We start from the raw sequence: 20,846 nt of genomic DNA on the forward strand, positions 1-20,846 counted from the left end.
GGACTTCCATGAAAATTGCAGTAGTTACGGACAGTACCGCTTATCTGACGGCTGAGATACGCCAGCGGCACCATATTCATATGCTGCCGTTAATCGTGAATATCGGAGAAAAATCATATGAAGAAGAAATAGATCTGGTTGCTGAGGATTTTTATGCCTTGATGAAATCATCTGGCGATTTTCCAAAAAGCTCCCAACCAGCAGTGGGTGCCATGCATCAGCTGTATGAAGAATTGGCGAAGGAGCATGATGCGATCATCAGCATCCATCTCTCAAGCGGCATCAGCGGCACATACCAGAATGCAGCCGCTCTAAGCAGGGAATATCCGGAATTCAACATCCATGCCTTCGATTCTGAAATAAGTTGTTACGTGCAGGCCCGCTTCGTCTTGGAGGCTGCAAGGTTGGCTGCCGTCGGTGTTGAACCGGAGAAGATCATGGCGCGATTGGACCATATGAAAAAACGGTCCCGCGCTTACTTTATGGTGGATGATCTGATGAACCTGCAGCGCGGCGGCAGACTGTCCGGCGGGGCGGCTGTCATCGGCTCGATCATGAAGATCAAACCGGTCTTGCATTTTTCGGACAAAAAGATAGTCGTTTTCGAAAAAATCAGGACCAATGCAAGGTCATTGCGACGGATCGAAGAACTGTTGGGCCAGACGGCGTCAAAGGCGGATTATCCGATCATCGCAACCGTCATCCATGGCAATATTCCCGAAAAAGGGCAAGATTGGCTGGAGCATCTCCAAGGAGAATTTCCGGACATCCGCTTCGAATTGAGTTATTTCGGCCCCGTCATCGGGACGCATTTGGGCGAGGGTGCACTCGGGCTGACCTGGACGGAAGACACCGAATTGAGCTTTCCGATATAGGCAACAACTATTTGCGGCAATCATACATTCATCCGGAAGGAAGGGCCATTTGGGTCCCTGGCCTTCCTGTTTTTTTCTGGGGGGATTTCGGACTGGTTTTTAAACGGATAGCGGGGGTGTTTTTGTGAGAGTATTTATCGGCGTCAGATTGCCTGAAGTCATCAAAGAACAACTGGGTGCCGTTCAGGAAGAAGTGAAACGTGCCAGCCTCAAAGGAGCATTCACAGATTCGGACAACTTTCATTTGACGATGCGTTTTATCGGGGAAGTGGACCCGGATCAGAAAAGTGCGATCGAAACGGCGTTGGACCGCTGCACCGAAGAACAGGTTCCCTTCCTGATCGAAACCGCTGGGTTGGGTAATTTTTTCAAAAAAAATAAGTGGATCATCTGGCTGGGCATCAAAGAAAACAGACAGCTCCATCAGCTCTATGATCAGCTTAACGCGGAGCTTTTGGAGCAAGCAATGACAGTCGCCGACGAGGTTGCCTTCATTCCGCACCTTACGCTCGGTCGGGGGATCGTACTGTCGCAGGAGTGGGAAACACTCAGCAAAGTGCTGCTGCCATCTGACCAGAAAATCCCGGTCACCGCGCTGACGCTGTTTGAAAGTGTGCGGGTGAACGGTAAGTTGGTCTATCGCCCGATCGCCGATTTCCCGTTCCACGGTCAGATAAGCCGGACGATTTCCAGCAAACAAATAAATCCCTGACCGGAAACAGAAAGCCACCATTCTTCGCATAATCAGCGGAAGAGTGGCGGCTTTTTTTGCGTATGCTACCAAGGAAGGGATAGGTGGGATGGTATGGACGGGAAGGAACTGTACGGCAGGGAGTTGACTAGGAGCGAGTGCCGCAGCGCAGACGAAGCGCTGCTGGCTCTGGCTGAGAAGCGGCCCGGTTTGGTCAGCGTGAACGGGAAGTTCGCATGTACCCGCTGCGGAAACCAAGACAGGAACAAAATGCAGGCAGCGCCATGTTCTTGCGGAGCTGCTTGTCGTTATTGCTTGAGTTGCCTGAACATGGGGAAAATCAAAAGTTGCACAATCCTCCATCATCTGCCGGAAACCAACTCGTTCGCATGGCCCCATGAACCGATTCTGCAATGGCAGGGCCAGTTGTCTTCGGAACAGAAACGTGCATCGGATGAAATCGTGGTGACGGTCCATGCTGAAGAGACACGCCTGATATGGGCTGTTGCCGGTGCCGGGAAGACCGAGATGATTTTTGAAGGGATTGCAGCCAGTCTGCGCAAAGGCGGGAGAGTCTGCCTGGCCTCCCCGCGCGTGGACGTTTGTCTGGAACTGGCGCCGCGGATCAAGCAGGCGTTCCCGGACGTTCCGGTGGCCTTGCTGTACGGAGGGAATGAGCAAGGCTACAGCTACACACCGTTCGTCATCGCCACGACCCATCAGCTGCTGCGTTTCCGGGAAGCGTTCGATCTCCTCATCATCGACGAAATTGATTCCTTCCCGTTCCATAACGATGCGAGCCTCCAGTTCGGGGCGCAAAAATCCAGAAAGAAGGTGAGCGCGCTGATTTATTTGACGGCGACCCCGTCACGGGCCATGCAAAATGACATCAAGCGCGGCAGATTGGCAGCGACGGTGTTGCCTGCCCGCTATCACGGCTTTGCGTTGCCCGAACCAGAGTGTCTGTGGGTCGGGAATTGGCGCAAGGCCATCAACAAAAGGAAAAATACCCGATTCCTTACCCTGATCCGAAGACAGCTCCAAACGAATCGGCGCTTTCTGCTTTTTTTGCCGCATATCCAACTGATGGAAGCGCTGGACGTATGGTTGAGGGAACTTTTTCCGGACAAGCAGTTCACTTGCGTTTCGGCGAGCGACCCTGACCGCGAGGAGAAAGTGAAAAGGATGCGGTCCGAGGAATATGATTTTTTGATGACGACGACCATATTGGAGCGCGGCGTGACTTTCAGGGACATCGATGTCATCGTGCTTGGCGCGGAAGATCGGGTCTTCACGGAAGCCTCGTTGGTGCAGATTGCCGGCAGGGCAGGCAGGCACAAAGACTTTCCGACGGGGTGGGTCTGCTTTGCCCACGACGGTGAAACGAAAGCCATCCAGGGAGCGGTACGGCAAATCCGCTCGATGAACCGGGAGGCGGGAAGAAGGGGGCTGCTGAATGGGTCAGTGTCTGTTTTGCCAAAATGAGATCCGCGAAGTTTTGACTCTTCAGGAACTTTTCGGTTTCGGGAAAAAAGATTGCGGAACAATCTGCCGAGCCTGCGACGAAAAGTTACCGCGTTTAGCCGGTCAAACGTGCTGCCCGGGCTGCATGCGGCCGCAAACAGCCCCTGAGTTGTGCGAGGACTGCCGGAGCTGGAGCTGTCGCTATCCGGAGCTGACGATCGCGCATCATGCCTGCTATGCCTACACAGGTGTCGTGAAGGACTGGCTGCAACGCTACAAGTTCCAAGGCGATTACCGTCTTGCCGGTGCCTTCACGAATGATCTGCAGGCTTTCCAAAGGGCGCATCCAAAAGGGCTGTTCCTCCCGTTGCCGATATCATCAGCCAGTTACGAAGAAAGAGGTTTTAGCCAATGCGAAGAGATGCTGAAACAAGCAGGGATCCGCTACGTGCAATTTTTGGGAAACCAGCATGCCGGAGCAAAACAGTCCGAAAAAAACAGGCAGGAACGACTGCTGACAACGCAACCATTTTTATTGCTGGACGGGCATAAAAAATATCTTCAGCAGGAAATTATTCTTTTTGATGACGTCTATACTACCGGAAGAACGCTCTACCACGCGAAAACCCTCCTGTACAAGCAAGGATTCAGATCGGTTCGTTCGATTACGATCGCAAGATAATAAATCATAAACATTGAAATGTTAAGGCGCTTACATTATAATGAAGTTAAAGAAACCCCCTATGAGTGGTCCATAGGTGAGGGTTGTCTTTATCTGACGATGCGTCAGACGAAAGGAGAGAGTGCTATGTTTAAGTATAATGTCCGAGGAGAAAATATTGAGGTTACAGAACCGATCCGCAGCTACGCCGAGAAAAAATTAGGCAGACTGGAAAAATACTTTAGCAACGTGCCTGAAACAACTGCGCATGTCAACTTAAAAGTATATCCATTCCCAGCCGAAAAATCTGCTAAGGTGGAAGTTACGGTTCCGCTACCTTTCCTGGTTTTAAGAGCCGAAGAGACTTCCAACGATCTATACGGAAGCATCGATTTGGTCGTGGACAAACTTGAACGCCAAGTCCGTAAGTACAAGACGAAGATTCACCGCAAATCCAGAGAGAGAGGATTTGATATCGGTAACGAGCCGAATCTGATCGAAGAAAAAATGGAAGACGATGAGAATCCGCTTGAAATCGTCCGCACCAAACGTCTTTCCCTCAAACCGATGGACAGTGAAGAAGCTGTATTACAGATGAATATGCTTGGACACAACTTCTTTATCTTCGAAGATGCTGAAACGAACGGTACAAGTATCGTGTACCGCCGAAAAGACGGCAAATTCGGTCTGATCGAAACTGACTAAATCCGAAAATAACGTCCCCCGCCCATAAATGGCGGGGGGCTTTTTTTATTAGGCAACTGCTGCAAGGTTTTGTTGATGGCGAGTAGTTCACATTAATTAAAAGTAATGATAGAATAGTAGAGATAAAAGAATTATTTTTGCATCAGCAACGAACGACGTATACACGAACGCATACCCAGTGAAAATGATTGCTGGAATGAAATCAAACAGCAAGAGGAGATATAGAATGGCCAACTTTTTAAAGAAACTCATCGAGAATGATAAGAAAGAGCTACGTTCCTTGGAAGGAGTAGCGGATAAGGTCATCTCCTACGCGGATCGAATGGCCGCTTTGGATGATGAAGAATTGCGCGAACTGACCGAATCCTATAAAGAACGCTATAAAAAAGGGGAGTCCTTGGATGACCTGCTGCCTGAAGCTTTTGCGGTAGTCCGCGAAGGCGCAAAACGCGTCTTGGGGCTGTATCCTTATAAAGTGCAGATTATGGGGGGGATCACCCTGCATAAAGGCAACATCGCCGAAATGAAGACCGGTGAAGGTAAAACCTTGACTGCAACAATGCCGGTTTACCTGAACGCCTTATCGGGCGAAGGCGTCCACGTTGTCACCGTCAATGAATATCTGGCAAGCCGCGATGCTGTTGAGATGGGTGAACTGTACCGCTTCCTGGGTTTGACGGTAGGTTTGAACACAAACGGCAAGTCTTCTGAAGAAAAAAGGGAATCCTATAACTGCGATATCACTTACAGCACCAATAATGAATTGGGCTTCGATTATTTGCGTGACAATATGGTCGTCTACAAGAATCAAATGGTGCAGCGCCCGTTGAACTTTGCGGTCGTCGATGAGGTAGACTCGATCTTGGTCGATGAAGCCCGTACACCATTGATCATTTCCGGACAAGCCGAAAAATCGACAGCACTCTATAACCGAGCCGATTTCTTCATCAAAGGATTGAAAGAGAACGAAGACTATACGATCGATCTGACATCCAAATCGATCGCATTGACGGATGAAGGCATCGAGAAAGCCGAAAAAACATTCCATTTGCCGAATTTGTACGATGTGGATAATACCCGCTTGGTGCATCATTTGGATCAAGCTTTGCGCGCGAACTTCATCATGCTTGTGGATATCGATTACGTAGTGGAAGACGGAAAAGTAAAAATCGTTGACCAATTCACTGGCCGGATCATGGAAGGCCGCCGTTACTCGGACGGACTTCACCAAGCCATCGAAGCGAAAGAGAACGTCGAAATCGAAAATGAATCGAAAACGATGGCCACCATCACTTTCCAGAACTATTTCCGTATGTACAAAAAACTGTCCGGTATGACCGGTACGGCGAAAACGGAAGAAGAAGAATTCCGGGAAATCTACAACATGAATGTCATTTCGATTCCTACAAACAGACCGATCGTCCGTAATGACTTTCCGGATTTGTTGTACCCATCCTTGAAGAGCAAATTCAGGGCTGTCGTCGGCGACATCAAAGAGCGTCATGCCAAAGGGCAGCCGATCCTTGTCGGTACCGTAGCCGTGGAAACATCTGAGCTGCTTTCGCATATGCTGCGTCAAGAAAACATTCCGCACCAAGTATTGAATGCCAAAAACCATTTCCGGGAAGCGGAAATCATCATCGGGGCCGGTCAACCCGGAGCCGTCACGATCGCCACCAACATGGCCGGTCGTGGAACCGACATCAAGCTGGGTAAAGGCGTCAAGGAATTAGGCGGTCTCTGCGTCATCGGTACCGAACGCCATGAATCACGCCGGATCGACAACCAACTGCGTGGACGTTCCGGACGTCAAGGGGATCCCGGCGAAACGCAATTTTACCTGTCGCTGGAAGATGATTTGATGAGACGCTTCGGATCGGAACGCATCCAGCAAGTCTGGAGCAAATTGAATTTGGACGATGAAGCGGAAGATGTGGTCATCCAAAGCAAAATGCTTTCCAAACAAGTGGAATCCGCCCAGAAACGAGTGGAAGGCAACAACTACGATACCCGTAAAAACGTATTGGAATACGATGAAGTCATGCGTGAACAGCGTGAAATCATTTATGGACAGCGTCTGGAAGTCATCAATGAAACCGAATCGCTGAAGTATGTTGCAACAGCCATGATCAAACGTGCGATTGCGCGTGTGGTCGAAACGCATACCATCGGGGAAAAGGCGACATGGAACCTGCAAGGGATCCGCGATTTTGCCGGAGCTGCCCTCGTGCATCCCGACAGCATCAGCTTGGCAGATCTGGAAGGCAAAACTGCGCACGAAATCGAGGAATATTTGGTGGAACGCGCAATGGAAGTTTACAAGACAAAAGAGTCACAATTGAGTCCGGAACAAATATTGGAGTTTGAAAAAGTCGTCATCCTGCGGGTCGTGGACAGCAAATGGACCGATCACATCGATAATATGGATGAGCTGCGCCAAGGGATTGGCTTGCGTTCATACGCACAGAACAATCCGTTGACCGAGTACCAAACCGAAGGCTATGATCGTTTCCAGGAAATGATCGCCACCATCGACTATGATGTAACCCGTATCGTGATGAAATCAGAAATTCGCCAAAATCTGCAACGACAATCAGTAGGCCAAGGCTCGAACATCATGCCGACGCGTGAGACAGTCGCTTCCCAGACGGAGCAACAGGAACAGGCGCGCAGAGCCCAGATCGCCGCAATGAGAATGCAAAAACTGATGGAAATCCAAAAAGCCAAACAAGCGGCTGAAGCAGCAGAAAAACAAGAGTCGCCCACCGAAGAATAACCGGTAACGATTCAAGCAATCCAAACTTCAACCAGCAAGACCGAGTCAAACACACACTAATCGGATACAACGCCAATCGAGGAGGGTCGGGATAAAAAACAGTAGCTTGTTTTTATCCCGACCCATCCTTCTTTTGTCGAATCTAGGAGGAAATCAAATGGAATTAAGTGAAATCAAAGCAATATTGGAAAGTTCAGAAACAAAAATCTCAAGCTTCAGGAGGTCTCTTTGACTTAGATGGCCTGGAAACGGATATTGCGGAATTCGACGATCGCATGCTGGATCCTGAGTTCTGGAACAATGCTGAAGCAGCGCAGGAAGTCATCAACCAATCGAACCAATTAAAAGTAGTCTACAATACGTTCAAGAGTTTGGAAGCGCAGTATGAAGACCTTGAAGTCTTGTATGAAATGGTGAAAGAGGATGAAGAGCCGGAATACCTGGAAGAATTGAACGAAAAGACGACAGAATTTACGGAAGCACTGGAAAAATATGAATTGACGATGCTTTTGAACGGACCGCACGACAAATCCAACGCCATTTTGGAAATCCATCCGGGTGCCGGCGGAACGGAATCCCAGGATTGGGGAAGCATGCTTTTCCGCATGTACACACGTTGGGCCGATAAAAAAGGCTTCGATGTGGAGACGCTGGACTATCAAAGCGGGGATGAAGCCGGAATCAAAAGCGTAACGATCCTTATCAAAGGATTGAACGCCTATGGCTACCTGCGTTCGGAAAGGGGCGTGCACCGTTTGGTCCGCATTTCGCCATTCGACTCGGCAGGAAGACGACACACCTCTTTTTGTTCGATCGACGTGATGCCGGAGATCGCTGCCGACGATACGGAGATAGAAGTGAGTCCGGATGACATCCGTGTGGACACGTACCGCGCGAGCGGAGCAGGCGGACAGCACATCAACAAAACATCCTCAGCCATCCGGATCACGCACATCCCGACCGGCGTTGTTGTGGCGAGCCAGGCGCAACGTTCCCAATTCCAGAACAGGGACACCGCTATGGGGATGCTGAAGGCAAAACTGTACCAACTGCAAGAGGAAGAGCGTGAAAAAGAACTGGCAGCCATCCGCGGAGAACAAAAAGAAATCGGTTGGGGTTCACAGATCCGTTCCTACGTGTTCCATCCCTATTCCATGGTCAAAGACCACAGAAGCAGCTATGAAACGGGTAACGTACAAGCCGTCATGGACGGGGATCTGGATGCCTTCATCGATGCTTATCTGAAAATGACGATGGATCAGGAAGAACTGTAAGATCCGCAACGAAAGGAAAAATGGCCAGACATGAGCAGGAATAGTGAGGATTCAGCTGGACTTCTGAGAAACTATTGACACATACTTGTAAAGAAACTAAAACAGACATACTTACACAACGTGCTATAATAGGGAAGCATTCTTGCGGCCTCTGAAGCTTTCAGAGCGGCAGCAAGGAAAAAAAGAAAAGACAGGTGATAAAATGATTGAAATGCTGAATGTCTCTAAGAAATACAACAACGGCATTACGGCGGTCAATAATCTGAGCGTGAAGATCGAGCAAGGGGAATTTGTTTATATTGTAGGCCCCAGTGGAGCCGGCAAATCAACCTTTGTCAAAATGATGTACCGCGAAGTAAAACCATCCTCAGGAACAGTTCAAGTAGGCAAATATAATTTAACGACCATGAAGGAAAAGGAAATTCCATTGTTGCGTCGTTTTGTGGGCGTAGTCTTCCAGGATTTCAAATTGTTACCTAAACTGACCGTATACGAAAACATCGCCTACGCGATGGAAGTAGTCGAAAAAAGTCCGAAAGTCATCCAGAAGCGTGTGTTGGAAGTGCTTGATTTGGTTGGCCTGAAGCATAAAGTCCGGATGTTCCCGAATGAACTTTCCGGCGGGGAACAGCAACGGATTGCGATTGCTCGTGCGATTGCGAACATGCCAGGCGTCCTGATTGCGGATGAGCCGACAGGTAACTTGGATCCGGATACGTCGATGGAAATCATGCGCATTCTGGAAGAAATCAATAACCAAGGTACGACAATTCTGATGGCAACCCATAACAGCCAAATCGTTAATGACATCAAACACCGTGTATTAGCAATAGAGAATGGCCGTATTGTCCGAGATCAACAAGAAGGAGAATATGGATATGAAATTTAGAACATTTATGAGACACATAAGAGATGCGTTCAAAAGCCTGTTCCGGAATGGTTGGATGTCGATAGCCTCCGTCAGTGCGGTGGCGCTGACCTTGCTGCTTGTGGGATCCTTTACCGGCATTCTCTTGAACGTGAACAAATTGGCTTCAGACGTCGAAAATGATGTGAGTGTAAAAGTTTACATCGATCTGGCGGCTGATCCGGCCGCGCAGGAAGCACTGAAGACGGAACTGGAGAACATCGCCAATGTTGAATCCATCACTTTCTCAAGCAAGGACGAGGAATTGGATAAGATCATCGGCAGCTACGGCGATGAGTTCGACCTGTTCGGTGGGGATGCCAATCCGTTGTATGATGCTTATGTCCTGAATACGACGGCTCCGGAGCAGACGAAAGCGGTAGCTGAAGCAGCATCCGCCATGCAGTATGTCACTCAGGTCGAATACGGCGGTGCCACAGCGGATAAATTGTTCGAGACGATTGCAACGATCCGTACGATCGGACTTGTCATCATCATCGGCTTGCTGTTGGTTGCCGTATTCCTGATTTCCAACACGATCCGAATCACCATCTTTTCAAGGAGCACTGAGATCGAAATCATGCGGTTGGTGGGGGCAAAAAACAGCTTCATCAGATGGCCATTCCTGATTGAAGGAGCCATTATTGGTTTGATAGGTGCATTAATCCCTACAACCTTCCTCATTTTCCTTTACCGCTTCATTTTTGATGTGAGCGGAGATTACTTGGCAGGCACAAACTTTGGGCTCTTGACTCCGAATCCATTCCTTCTCTACATCAGTCTTCTGATGGTGGGAATAGGTATCTTTATCGGGGCGTTCGGTTCCGTATTCTCGATGCGCAGATTCCTGAAAGTTTAACAATATAAATCGAACTCGCAAAAGGTTCCAGTCATACAAGTGTATGGCTGGAACCTTTTTTTCTGTTGCATGAATCACTGCGCTAGCCCAGAAAAACGACAAGCTTCAATTAATATTTTCGCTCTCGGATAGTTCTCACGAACCGCCCAAAATCTGCTCTACAGCGCACTTTCTCGGAATTTATGACTTGAGCAACAGAAATCGGGCGATGAAATCTGAATTGCCGTTTCCCGACATTTTTAGTATGCTAAAACAGAGAGCGAGTCTAGCGGGAAGCTGAGGCGCTTAGAATACAGGTATTCATAAAATACATGGGGTGGCCATTCGCCATCCCGGACCCCAATAGGTCAGAGGAGGAAACATGAAAAAGGTTTTGCTAGTGGATGATGAACCATCCATCGTTACATTGTTGGCTTTCAACTTGGAAAAAGACGGCTACGAGGTGACAACTGCCACCGACGGAGCGGAAGGCTACCGTTTGGCCATCTCGAATCCTTTTGACTTCATCATTTTGGACCTGATGCTGCCGTCAATGGACGGAATGGATATCTGTAAACGTCTGAGACAGGAAAAATTTGATACACCGATCATGATTTTGACAGCGAAGGATGATGAATTGGAGAAGATCATCGGGCTTGAGTTGGGTGCGGATGACTATATGACGAAGCCGTTCAGCCCCCGTGAAGTATTGGCCAGGATGAAAGCTATCTTAAGAAGGACAAACAAAGCTGTTCCGGCTGAACCGGTTACGACTGCCCAACAGGAACTGACGGAAGATGAGACAGAAAAAATTGAAGTGGGCGAAATCACTATTTTCCCGCAATTGTATGAGGTACATGTTGAAGGAGAATTGATTGAAATAACGCCGAAAGAATTTGAATTGTTGCTTTACATGGCGAAGCGTGCCAATCGCATCCTGAGCCGGGAACAGTTGTTGAACGCCATCTGGAATTTTGATTACGCGGGAGAAACGCGCATCGTTGATGTGCACATCAGCCATCTCCGCGAAAAAATCGAAAAAGATACCAAAAATCCGCAATACATCCGTACGGTCCGAGGCTTCGGGTATAAATTCGAGGTAGCTAAGCCATGAAGCAACTGCAATTGCGGATGCTTGCCACATTTGTGCTGATCTTCGCGTTGTTCAGTGTGGCTTTCGGAATATTTCTGGAGACAGTGTTAGGCAATTACACGCGGAACTTGCACAGTGAGCTGCTTGTTGAACAGACTCAAATAGTGGGTACACTGCTCCAAAACAGTACGGATGGCAGTGATTGGGTTTTTGTTGAAGAAGAACTGGATAAAATCGATGCTTTCACGGAAGACAGGATCACTTTGGTCGATACTGATGGGGTCGTGCTTTATGATTCGCAGATCACTACGGTTGATCTGGAGAATCATCTGCGACGGGAAGAAATTCAGGAAGTCCTATCCGGGGAGCCGTACGGAACAGGTCAGCGAAAGAGCGAAAGCACAAATCAGGAGCTGTATTATGTAGCTGTACCCATCTATGATGAGGCAGGCACCATCGTTGCGATTATCCGATTATCCAGACCGCTGAGCGCCTTGACGGTCAGCCAACGCATCGAACAGTCCCTTTACGTTTTTATCCTATTGGCTTTGGTGGTAGCGTTTATACTCACTTATGCTTTGACGAAACGCATCGGCAGACCGATTGATGCCGTTATGGATGTTGCCAAAAATCTTTCGGATCACCAATATGATGCGCGGTATAAAGGCCAAGGCTTCGGCGATTTCCAGAAATTGGGAGAAACCATCAATGAGCTTGCCGAGAGTCTGGATAATCAAATGAATGAAATCAAGCAAAATGATGAACGCCTTACGGGGTTGATCAACCATCTTGTTATCGGCGTGATGCTTTTGGATGAAAACAAGGAAATCACAATGGTCAATGCTGCTATGCAGGAAATATTGAGCGAAAGCGAAGAATCATTGGTCGGCCAATCCTATGTTGAGGCAGTAAGCAGTTATGGGCTCAGCCATATGATTGAAAGAGCGTACACTTACAGAGAGCCGCAGAATGACGAAATCTACTTTTATTATCCGAAAGACAGGGTAGTCGATGCCAACATCGTTCCGATCACAAGCAAGAAGCCGGGCGAAATGAACCTGATCGTCCTCCTCTACGATATAAGCGAAATCCGGCGATTGGAAAAAGTCCGTACCGACTTTGTTGCGAATGCATCCCATGAGCTACGGACTCCTATCACTGCTTTGAAAGGATTTGCCGAAACGTTGTTGGACGGTGCAATGGAAAATCCCGTCATCCTGAAGCAATTTTTGGAAATCATCTTATCCGAAAGTACACGTCTGAATCTTTTGGTGAATGACATATTGGAACTATCGAAGTTGGAGCAGCGCCAAGTTCCGCTCACAGTGGAAGAAGTGAACGTTTCGGAAGCGGTGCTGGCGACATTCCAGTTGGTCAACCAGAAAGTCAAAGAAAAGAACATGACGCTGGAATTAGTCGAAAAGGATTACGTCACCTTACATACGGATCCGAACCGCTTGAAGCAAATACTGGCGAATCTGATCAACAATGCCGTAGTCTATACGCAAGCCGGAGGGCATATCACGGTCACAATCGAGAAGGCAGCGGAGCAAGTGCGTCTGCACGTTGCCGATAATGGCATCGGGATACCGGAAGCCGATTTGGGAAGAGTTTTTGAACGTTTCTATCGCGTTGACAGGGCCCGGAGCCGCAACTCCGGAGGTACGGGATTAGGCTTGTCGATCGTGAAGTATTTGGTTGAAAACATGAACGGCACGGTGACTGTGGCAAGCAAGCCAGGGAAAGGGACGACATTTACGGTGACGTTGCCCCTATAAAAATAGATTCAAATACAAAAGCTTTACAGGCGAGAAACGCGTCTGTAGAGCTTTTTTGCTGGGATTCCGAAGGTTTGTTTACAAAACATTTACAAAAAAGAGGGCAACTCAACAAAAACTTTACACGAAACCGCAAGGAAATTAACAATGGACCGTTAATATTAGGGTTGTGAACAGGCAATGACGTTCAAATAACCTCAACATAAAGGATGGTAAAAAATGAACTTTGGTAAATTATCTAAATTCGCAATGGCTTTAACTATCGGCGCTACATTGGCGGCTTGCGGCAATGGTGACGGAGAAGACGCAGCAACAGAAAGCGGTGCGGCAACAGAAAGCACAACTGGAAGCAACGACATCTTAGTCGATGGATCTTCCACAGTATTCCCGATCATGGAAGCAGTAGCAGAAGAGTTTTCAATCGCAAATCCAGATGTCAGAGCGACTATCGGTGTATCCGGTACGGGTGGCGGATTTGAGAAATTCATCGCAGGCGAAACAGACATCAGTAATGCTTCACGTCCGATCAAAGAGGAAGAAATCGCCTTGTTGGAAGAAGCAGGCATCGAATATACAGAGTTCCAACTGGCCTTGGATGGCTTGACAGTAGTTGTGAACAGCGAGAACGACTGGGTGGATCAATTGACTATCGAAGAATTAGCAATGATCTGGACAGAAGGAACTGGCACAGAAACATGGGCGGATGTCCGTGAAGGCTGGCCGGAAGAAAAAATCGAGTTGTTCAGCCCAGGTACTGACTCAGGAACATACGATTACTTTGATGAAGTAATCTTGGATGGCGCACAAATCAACAAAGCAGCTTCATTATCTGAAGATGACAATGTCTTAGTACAAGGTGTTTCCGGTTCCGCAAATGCTATCGGGTACTTCGGTTATGCATACTTCCTGGAAAACAGTGACATCGTTAAAGCTGTTCCAATCGTAAACGGTGCAGGCGTTGCAGTCACACCTGACAATACAACAGTTCAAGATGGATCTTATGAGCCACTTTCTCGCCCATTGTTCATCTACGTGAAGAACGAGTCATTGCAAAATGAAAATGTCTATGAGTTCACGAAATACACATTGGAAATGGCAGCCGAAATGGCAGCTGAAGTTGGCTATGTAGCACTACCGGCTGAATCTTATGAAGAAGCTTTGACTACATTGGAAGGCTTGAAATAAATAAAACCAAATAAATAACTAAGGGATGTGAGGGAAGCGAGCGTTTTGCTTCCCTTGCATCTCATCTTTATTAGAGGAGAATCAATATGTCCAAATCTGTCAAAGACTTGATGAACGAAAAAAGTTCACGACAAAAATCTTTGCAATTTACAGAAAAAGCAATGCCTCTTTTTTTTCTGGTCTGTGCGATCATTTCGATCCTGACGACATTCGGGATTGTGTTTACGTTGGCAAAAGAAACAGTCACGTTTTTCAGTGACGTTCCGATCCTGGAATTCCTTACCGGAAGAGAGTGGTATCCTTTCTTCAAAAATGATCCCAGTTTTGGGATTTTGCCGTTATTGAGTGGAACATTCTTGATAGCAGGCATTGCGATGCTCGTAGCCGTACCGCTCGGTCTAGCCTCAGCCATCTATTTGAGCGAATATGCAACCGAACGGACCAGAAAAATCGTCAAGCCGGTTCTGGAGGTTTTGGCCGGAGTTCCTACGGTAGTCTACGGGCTATTCGCCTTGACGTTCGTTACCCCTTTGCTGCAGACAGTTATCCCGAACTTGCCGATATTCAATGCGCTAAGCCCTGGTATTGTCGTGGGGATTATGATCATCCCGCAGATTACGTCCTTATCGGAAGAAGCGATGGGTGCTGTGCCGAATGCTATGCGCGAGGGAGCCTTAGCTTTAGGGGCTACCCGTTTGGAAGTGGCGCTGAAAGTCATTTTACCAGGGTCCTTGTCGGGGATCATCTCTTCCATTGTTTTGGGAATCTCGCGTGCGGTGGGCGAAACGATGATCGTTTCCACAGCTGCTGGATCCACTCCTAAATTTACGCTTGATGTAACAGAATCCATCCAGACGATGACTTCCTACATCGTTCAGGTCAGCATGGGGGATGCCACATATGGTTCAACGATCTATTACAGTATCTATGCGGTAGGGATGACCTTGTTCCTCTTTACCTTGTTGATGAACCTGTTGGCGAATTATGTGTCTCGCCGTTTTAGGGAGGAATATTGATGAAATTAGTAGAGAAGAACAACAAAAGAATCAACAACCGGCTGATGCTGAACAACGTATTCAAGGGACTCTTTTTTCTGGCAACCTTTTTCGGTATCGTCGTCCTGGCAATCCTGGTCGTGCGGATCATTTCGCAAGGAGCCAGCTATCTTGATTGGGATTTCTTGAGCAATTACGCTTCGAGAAGACCGGAAGATGCCGGCATCAAAGCCGCCATCTATGGGACCGTCTGGATCATGGCCATTGTCGCTCCAGTATCACTCATTCTGGGTGTCGGAACGGCGATCTATCTTGAGGAATATGCTCCCGATAATAAATTTACGCACTTCATCGAGTTGAATATTTCGAATCTTTCTGGCGTGCCATCCATTGTTTTCGGGCTCTTGGGTCTGACTGTATTCGTCCGCTTGCTGGAAATGGGCCGAAGCGTCCTGGCGGGCGGTTTAACCATGAGCTTGATGATTTTGCCTGTTATCGTGGTTTCCAGCCAAGAAGCGATTCGCGCCATTCCGAGAGAACAATATGAAGCCTCTTATGCGATGGGCGCCACGAAATGGCAGACGATCCGTACAGTCGTGCTCCCAGCAGCAGTTCCCGGCATCCTTACCGGATCGATATTGGCTCTTTCAAGGGCGGTCGGGGAGACTGCACCGTTGTTGATGATCGGAGCGATGACCTTTATCGCTTATGTTCCGGAAAGCATCTTATCCGGGTTCACGGCAATGCCGATCCAAATCTTCAACTGGGCAGGACGGCCACAAGAAGAATTCCAGGCAGTCGCTGCAGCAGGAAGTATTGTCTTGATGCTGATGTTGGTCATCATGAACTCACTGGCGATCTATATCCGCAATAAATTCTCGAAGCGTTATTAAAATAGGAGGGTACTCATTTGAATCCAGAAGTGAGCTTAAAAGATAAAAAAATGATTTACAGCGTGAAAGATTTCAACTTATGGTATGGAGATACACACGCCCTGAAAAACATCCAACTTGATATTCCAACGAAAGAAGTCACGGCGATCATCGGACCATCAGGATGCGGCAAGTCCACTTTCATCAAAACCTTGAACCGGATGGTCGAGTTGGTTCCGAGCGTAAAAATGACGGGATCGATTAATTATAATGAACAAAACATTTTTGATCCAAGATACAAAGTGGAACAGCTGCGTACGGATGTGGGGATGGTCTTCCAAAAACCGAACCCTTTCCCAAAATCGATCTATGAAAATATCGCATATGGACCTAAAATCCATGGCATCAAAGATAAAACCATTTTGGACGAGATTGTTGAGAAAAGTTTGAAAGGTGCAGCTCTTTGGGATGAAGTAAAAGATCGTCTGAAGCAGAATGCCTTTGGGTTATCCGGTGGGCAACAACAACGTTTGTGCATCGCCAGGAGTCTGGCGGTGGAACCGGAAGTCCTTTTGATGGATGAGCCGACTTCCGCATTGGACCCGATTTCGACGTCAAAAGTCGAAGAACTTATCCAGACTTTGAAAAAAGATTACAGCATCATCATCGTTACCCATAATATGCAACAGGCAGCCCGGATTTCGGACCAAACGGCCTTCTTTTTAAATGGAGAAGTGGTAGAATATGATAAGACGGAAATCATTTACTCCAATCCGAATGACAAACGCACAGATGATTATATCTCTGGCAAATTCGGGTAAGACTGGGCTATAATGGAATAAGAGATGCACTGTGATGCATAATGACATGTAACAGGGGGCGAAAAGATGAGAAAGATTTTTGAAGAAGAATTGCAGGATTTGCACGTACTTTTCTCTGAAATGGGGAAAATGGTGAATGAAGCAATCTACATATCTGTTAAAGGTTTTGTGAATCATGATAAAGAGCTTGCTGCGGAAGTGATAGCGAGTGATATCGCCATCAACCAAAGAGAAGCGGAAATCGAGAAAAGATGCTTTGAATTGATTGCGTTGCATCAGCCAGTCACTGGTAACCTCCGCAGAATCGTTACCATCATGAAGGCATGCGCGGATCTGGAGCGTATGGCAGATCACGCCGTAAGTATTGCGAAGTCGACTATCCGTGTTAAAGGCAATAAGCGCAATTCCGATATCGAAGCAGCGATAGCAGAGCAATCAGAAAAAGTAAAAGTCATGGTGGAGGAAGTACTTACCGCCTACATCAAAACGGACATCGAAAAAGCAAAAACAGTTGCTCTAAGCGATAAACTGGTCGATCAGGCCGCCGAACATATCTACGGACGCGCCATCGAAGAGATGAAGCTTGATCCGGAGCTGGTTCTGGGAGCGACAGACTACATCATGGTTGCCGGCTATCTCGAGCGGATCGGCGATTATGTAACAAATATTTGTGAGTGGATCATTTATTTGGGTACAGGGAAAATCATCGAATTGAACACAAACAACAAGTTCGAAGACTGACAGATTTATGAATGTAGGATGAGAAAAACTGAAGCCAGGAAGAACGCGCAATCGAACTCGATTGTGCGGCATCTTCCCGGCTTTTTTTTGCTTTATTCAGTAAGGGCAGCCAAGAATGGATGATTGAAAACACTCATGAAAATGTAATATATATTTCTGCACTAGATATAAGACAAGCGTTCCGCCAATTTGTTATAATATAGATAATCGTAGAGTAAATTTACAGAAAAATAACGTAAAATCAACGTTACAATGTTCCATCAATAAAATATATGGTGGATTTACATAAAATTTACAAAAGAGATACGAAACATTTACAAAAATTCGTTACGATGGATAAGTATGTGTTCAAGGTTAATACATGGGAGGTAAACAATGAAATTAAGATACGTTTCAGCCATAGTCAGTCTTGCTGCCGTTTTTGCGCTGTCTGCCTGCGGACCTGTTGTCGATGAGGAATCCATCACCGCAGTCGGCTCTTCTGCGCTGCAACCGTTAGTGGAAGCTGCAGGGGAACAATTCAGTGCGGAAAATCTGGGTAAATTCGTCAATGTCCAAGGCGGCGGAACCGGAACTGGCTTGAGCCAAATTGCCGCAGGTGCGGTCGACATCGGCAATTCGGATATTTTTGCCGAAGAGCGGGAAGGGATCGATGCCAGCCAATTGGTGGACCACCGTGTCGCCATCGTCGGGATTACGCCTATCGTGACGCCGGGCGTCGGTGTAACGGATATTTCCATGGAAGAGTTGCGCGGCATCTTTACCGGTAAATACAGCAATTGGTCCGAATTGGGCGGAAAGGATCTGCCGATCGTCGTATTGAATCGTGCGAAGGGCAGCGGAACCAGGGCGACATTCGATAAATGGGTTCTGGCCGGAGAAGAAAGCATCATCACCCAAGAGCAGGAATCCAACGGGACTGTCCGTCAGATTGTTGCTTCAACACCAGGCACCATCAGCTATGTATCGTTCTCCTACGTCAATGAAGATGTAGAGGCGCTCTCCATCGATGGGGTGAAGCCGACACCGGAAAACGTTACGACTAACGCATGGGTCATCTGGGCCTATGAACATATGTACACGAATGGCGAACCTACCGGATTGACGAAAGAATTCCTGGATTACATGCTGTCGGAAGATGTGCAAGGCAATCTGATCGAAGCGTTGGGATACATTCCTTCGACGCAAATGAAGGTAGACAGGGACATTCAAGGAAACGTAACACCGATCGAATAACAGCAACTGAAATATCATTGTGATGAAAGGCTGCCGCCTTTTCGGAGGACGGCCCTTTTCGTTGCGGCTCAAAGTTTAAGAGGAGGGTTTCTCTTGGAAATGACACCAGGAAACTTAATGAAAAAGTCAAGTAAACGCAGATTGGAATCATTTGGACGCACCATCAGTCTGATCAGCACGGCAGTCATCGTCTTCATCGTGCTGTCCATTTTATATTTTGTCACCAGCAAAGGGATATCCACCTTTGTTACGGATGGCGTATCGTTAGGTGATTTTTTGACGAAAAGCATCTGGAACCCCGGTACCGTCGCTGATGACGGCACACCATTAGTAGGAGCCTTACCGATGATCGCAGGCTCATTTTTGGTCACTTTGATTTCCGCAGCTTTGGCGACACCGTTTGCCGTGGCTGCTGCCTTATTCATGACGGAAATTTCACCGAAATCCGGGAAAAAAATCCTGCAGCCGGTTATCGAACTGTTGGTTGGTATTCCGTCTGTTGTATATGGATTCATCGGATTGACTGTGGTTGTGCCGTTTGTCCGCTCGTTGTTCGGCGGTACCGGATTCGGTATTCTTTCTTCCACCTTGGTCCTGTTCGTCATGATTTTGCCGACCGTGACCAGCATGTCAGTGGATGCTTTGAACGCAGTCCCGCGTCATTACCGGGAAGCTTCCCTTGCTATGGGAGGGACGCGCTGGCAGACCATTTATAAGGTGGTTTTGCGGGCAGCTACCCCAGGCCTTATGACTGCGGTCGTCTTCGGGATGGCGCGAGCGTTCGGAGAAGCCTTGGCGGTTCAAATGGTCATCGGGAATGCAACGTTGATGCCGAATAGCCTGGTGACGCCGGCTTCAACATTGACAAGTATTTTGACGATGAGCATGGGGAACACCGTGATGGGAACCCTGGAAAACAATGTCCTCTGGTCATTGGCGACCATCCTCCTGTTGATGGCTTTATTCTTCAATATTTTGACACGCTACATCGGTAAGAAAGGAGCCGTTAAAAAATGAACATGAATCCCAAAAAAGTAGACAAATTTATGGTCGGCCTGATCTACCTGTTTTCCGGAACGATCATCCTTATCTTGGCAAGTCTGCTGCTCTTTATTCTATGGCGCGGCCTGCCCCAGTTCTCATGGGAATTTTTGACGGCTCCGGCAAAATCCTTTCAGGTAGGCGGCGGAATCGGAGTGCAGTTATTCAATTCCTTTTACCTATTGGTCCTGACGCTGCTGATCAGCACGCCTCTTGCACTGGGCGCGGCTATTTACCTTTCGGAATATGCACCTCAAAATTGGTTTACCGACATCATCCGTACTGCTATCGAAGTTTTGAGCTCCTTGCCGTCAGTTGTAGTCGGTCTCTTCGGATTCTTGATCTTCGTCATCCAGTATGGTTTTGGCTTCTCGATCCTTTCGGGAGCCTTGTCCCTGACCATCTTCAATCTGCCGCTTTTGACGCGCACAATCGAAGATTCCTTGCGGGCGATCCCGTCTTCCCAGCGTGAAGCTGGATTGGCGTTGGGCCTTTCCCGCTGGGAGACAGTGACGCTGATCATTCTTCCGGCTGCTTTGCCGGGTATTCTGACCGGGATGATTTTAGCTGCGGGCCGTATTTTCGGTGAAGCAGCCGCATTGATCTATACAGCTGGGCAGAGCGCGCCGGCTTTGGATTTCACAAACTGGAATCCGCAATCCATCACAAGTCCGTTGAATATTTTCCGGCCTGCCGAAACATTGGCTGTGCACATTTGGAAAATCAACAGTGAAGGCGTGAAACCGGATGGAGCGCAAGTATCCGCTGGTGCCTCAGCAGTACTGGTGTTGGCGGTCCTCATCTTCAATCTGACTGCCAGAAGTTTGGGCAGAAGATTGCAGAAGAAGGCTACTTCAGCATAGAACCGGAAAATTGATTTGAAGGAGGGACCC

Annotated in this window: 19 protein-coding genes; all 19 read left to right on the top strand. The window is 47.8% G+C overall.

The window, feature by feature from the left end:
- Positions 1-8: 8 nt before the first annotated feature.
- The 19 genes from PH235_RS06610 to pstA (PH235_RS06700) all read left to right on the top strand — a co-directional run bounded on the left by PH235_RS06610 (position 9) and on the right by pstA (PH235_RS06700) (position 20,816).
- Positions 9-875, top strand: coding sequence for a DegV family protein (locus PH235_RS06610; protein WP_272161588.1), 867 nt, complete (start codon positions 9-11; stop codon positions 873-875).
- Positions 876-999: 124 nt separating this feature from the next.
- Positions 1,000-1,587 carry an RNA 2',3'-cyclic phosphodiesterase gene (gene thpR, locus PH235_RS06615; RefSeq protein WP_272161589.1) on the top strand — a complete coding sequence of 196 codons (588 nt, stop codon included), beginning with the start codon at positions 1,000-1,002 and terminating at the stop codon, positions 1,585-1,587.
- Positions 1,588-1,680: 93 nt separating this feature from the next.
- Positions 1,681-3,051, top strand: a complete 1,371-nt coding sequence (locus PH235_RS06620; RefSeq protein WP_272161590.1) for a DEAD/DEAH box helicase — start codon at positions 1,681-1,683, stop codon at positions 3,049-3,051.
- A complete protein-coding gene (locus PH235_RS06625) occupies positions 3,023-3,712 on the top strand; it encodes a ComF family protein (RefSeq protein ID WP_272161591.1) in 690 nt (229 codons plus the stop codon). The genes PH235_RS06620 and PH235_RS06625 overlap by 29 nt, the downstream gene beginning before the upstream one ends.
- Before the next feature lie 126 nt (positions 3,713-3,838).
- Entirely contained in the window at positions 3,839-4,396 is a 558-nt protein-coding gene (gene hpf / locus PH235_RS06630; protein ID WP_106449327.1) for a ribosome hibernation-promoting factor, HPF/YfiA family, read from the top strand.
- A gap of 226 nt (positions 4,397-4,622) precedes the next feature.
- Complete coding sequence (gene secA / locus PH235_RS06635) at positions 4,623-7,172, top strand: preprotein translocase subunit SecA (RefSeq protein ID WP_272161592.1); 2,550 nt, start codon at positions 4,623-4,625, stop codon at positions 7,170-7,172.
- Positions 7,173-7,329: 157 nt separating this feature from the next.
- Positions 7,330-8,446, top strand: a protein-coding gene (prfB, locus tag PH235_RS06640; protein WP_272161593.1) for a peptide chain release factor 2 whose coding sequence is annotated in 2 segments (ribosomal slippage) — positions 7,330-7,401 and positions 7,403-8,446 — 1,116 coding nt in all. Because the reading frame shifts where the segments join, the coding sequence is not laid out codon by codon here.
- Between the two features lie 202 nt (positions 8,447-8,648).
- Positions 8,649-9,335: a cell division ATP-binding protein FtsE gene (gene ftsE / locus PH235_RS06645; RefSeq protein WP_086629500.1), complete on the top strand. Its 687-nt coding sequence runs from the start codon at positions 8,649-8,651 to the stop codon at positions 9,333-9,335.
- Entirely contained in the window at positions 9,325-10,212 is an 888-nt protein-coding gene (gene ftsX / locus PH235_RS06650) for a permease-like cell division protein FtsX (RefSeq protein WP_272161594.1), read from the top strand. The genes ftsE and ftsX overlap by 11 nt, the downstream gene beginning before the upstream one ends.
- Positions 10,213-10,573: 361 nt before the next feature.
- Entirely contained in the window at positions 10,574-11,305 is a 732-nt protein-coding gene (locus PH235_RS06655; RefSeq protein ID WP_272161595.1) for a response regulator transcription factor, read from the top strand.
- Positions 11,302-13,062, top strand: coding sequence for a two-component system histidine kinase PnpS (gene pnpS / locus PH235_RS06660; RefSeq protein ID WP_272161596.1), 1,761 nt, complete (start codon positions 11,302-11,304; stop codon positions 13,060-13,062). The genes PH235_RS06655 and pnpS overlap by 4 nt, the downstream gene beginning before the upstream one ends.
- 219 nt (positions 13,063-13,281) lie before the next feature.
- Positions 13,282-14,247, top strand: coding sequence for a PstS family phosphate ABC transporter substrate-binding protein (locus PH235_RS06665; protein ID WP_272161597.1), 966 nt, complete (start codon positions 13,282-13,284; stop codon positions 14,245-14,247).
- A gap of 86 nt (positions 14,248-14,333) precedes the next feature.
- Entirely contained in the window at positions 14,334-15,263 is a 930-nt protein-coding gene (pstC, locus tag PH235_RS06670; protein ID WP_272161598.1) for a phosphate ABC transporter permease subunit PstC, read from the top strand.
- The gene (gene pstA / locus PH235_RS06675; protein ID WP_272161599.1) at positions 15,263-16,135 is read left to right on the top strand and encodes a phosphate ABC transporter permease PstA; all 873 of its coding nucleotides are present in this window, start codon (positions 15,263-15,265) and stop codon (positions 16,133-16,135) included. Before pstC (PH235_RS06670) ends, pstA (PH235_RS06675) begins: the two co-directional genes overlap by 1 nt.
- A 50-nt stretch (positions 16,136-16,185) precedes the next feature.
- Positions 16,186-16,935 carry a phosphate ABC transporter ATP-binding protein PstB gene (pstB, locus tag PH235_RS06680; protein ID WP_272161907.1) on the top strand — a complete coding sequence of 250 codons (750 nt, stop codon included), beginning with the start codon at positions 16,186-16,188 and terminating at the stop codon, positions 16,933-16,935.
- A gap of 66 nt (positions 16,936-17,001) precedes the next feature.
- A complete protein-coding gene (phoU, locus tag PH235_RS06685) occupies positions 17,002-17,676 on the top strand; it encodes a phosphate signaling complex protein PhoU (RefSeq protein WP_272161600.1) in 675 nt (224 codons plus the stop codon).
- A gap of 375 nt (positions 17,677-18,051) precedes the next feature.
- Positions 18,052-18,912 (top strand): phosphate ABC transporter substrate-binding protein PstS family protein, encoded by an 861-nt coding sequence (locus PH235_RS06690; RefSeq protein ID WP_272161601.1) that lies wholly within the window; start codon positions 18,052-18,054, stop codon positions 18,910-18,912.
- Positions 18,913-19,011: 99 nt separating this feature from the next.
- Positions 19,012-19,929, top strand: coding sequence for a phosphate ABC transporter permease subunit PstC (gene pstC, locus PH235_RS06695; protein ID WP_106449386.1), 918 nt, complete (start codon positions 19,012-19,014; stop codon positions 19,927-19,929).
- A gap of 2 nt (positions 19,930-19,931) precedes the next feature.
- Positions 19,932-20,816, top strand: coding sequence for a phosphate ABC transporter permease PstA (gene pstA / locus PH235_RS06700; protein ID WP_086629494.1), 885 nt, complete (start codon positions 19,932-19,934; stop codon positions 20,814-20,816).
- Positions 20,817-20,846: the final 30 nt, after the last annotated feature.

It is taken from the genome of Trichococcus sp. K1Tr (genome assembly GCF_028309625.1).
Taxonomy (GTDB): domain Bacteria; phylum Bacillota; class Bacilli; order Lactobacillales; family Aerococcaceae; genus Trichococcus.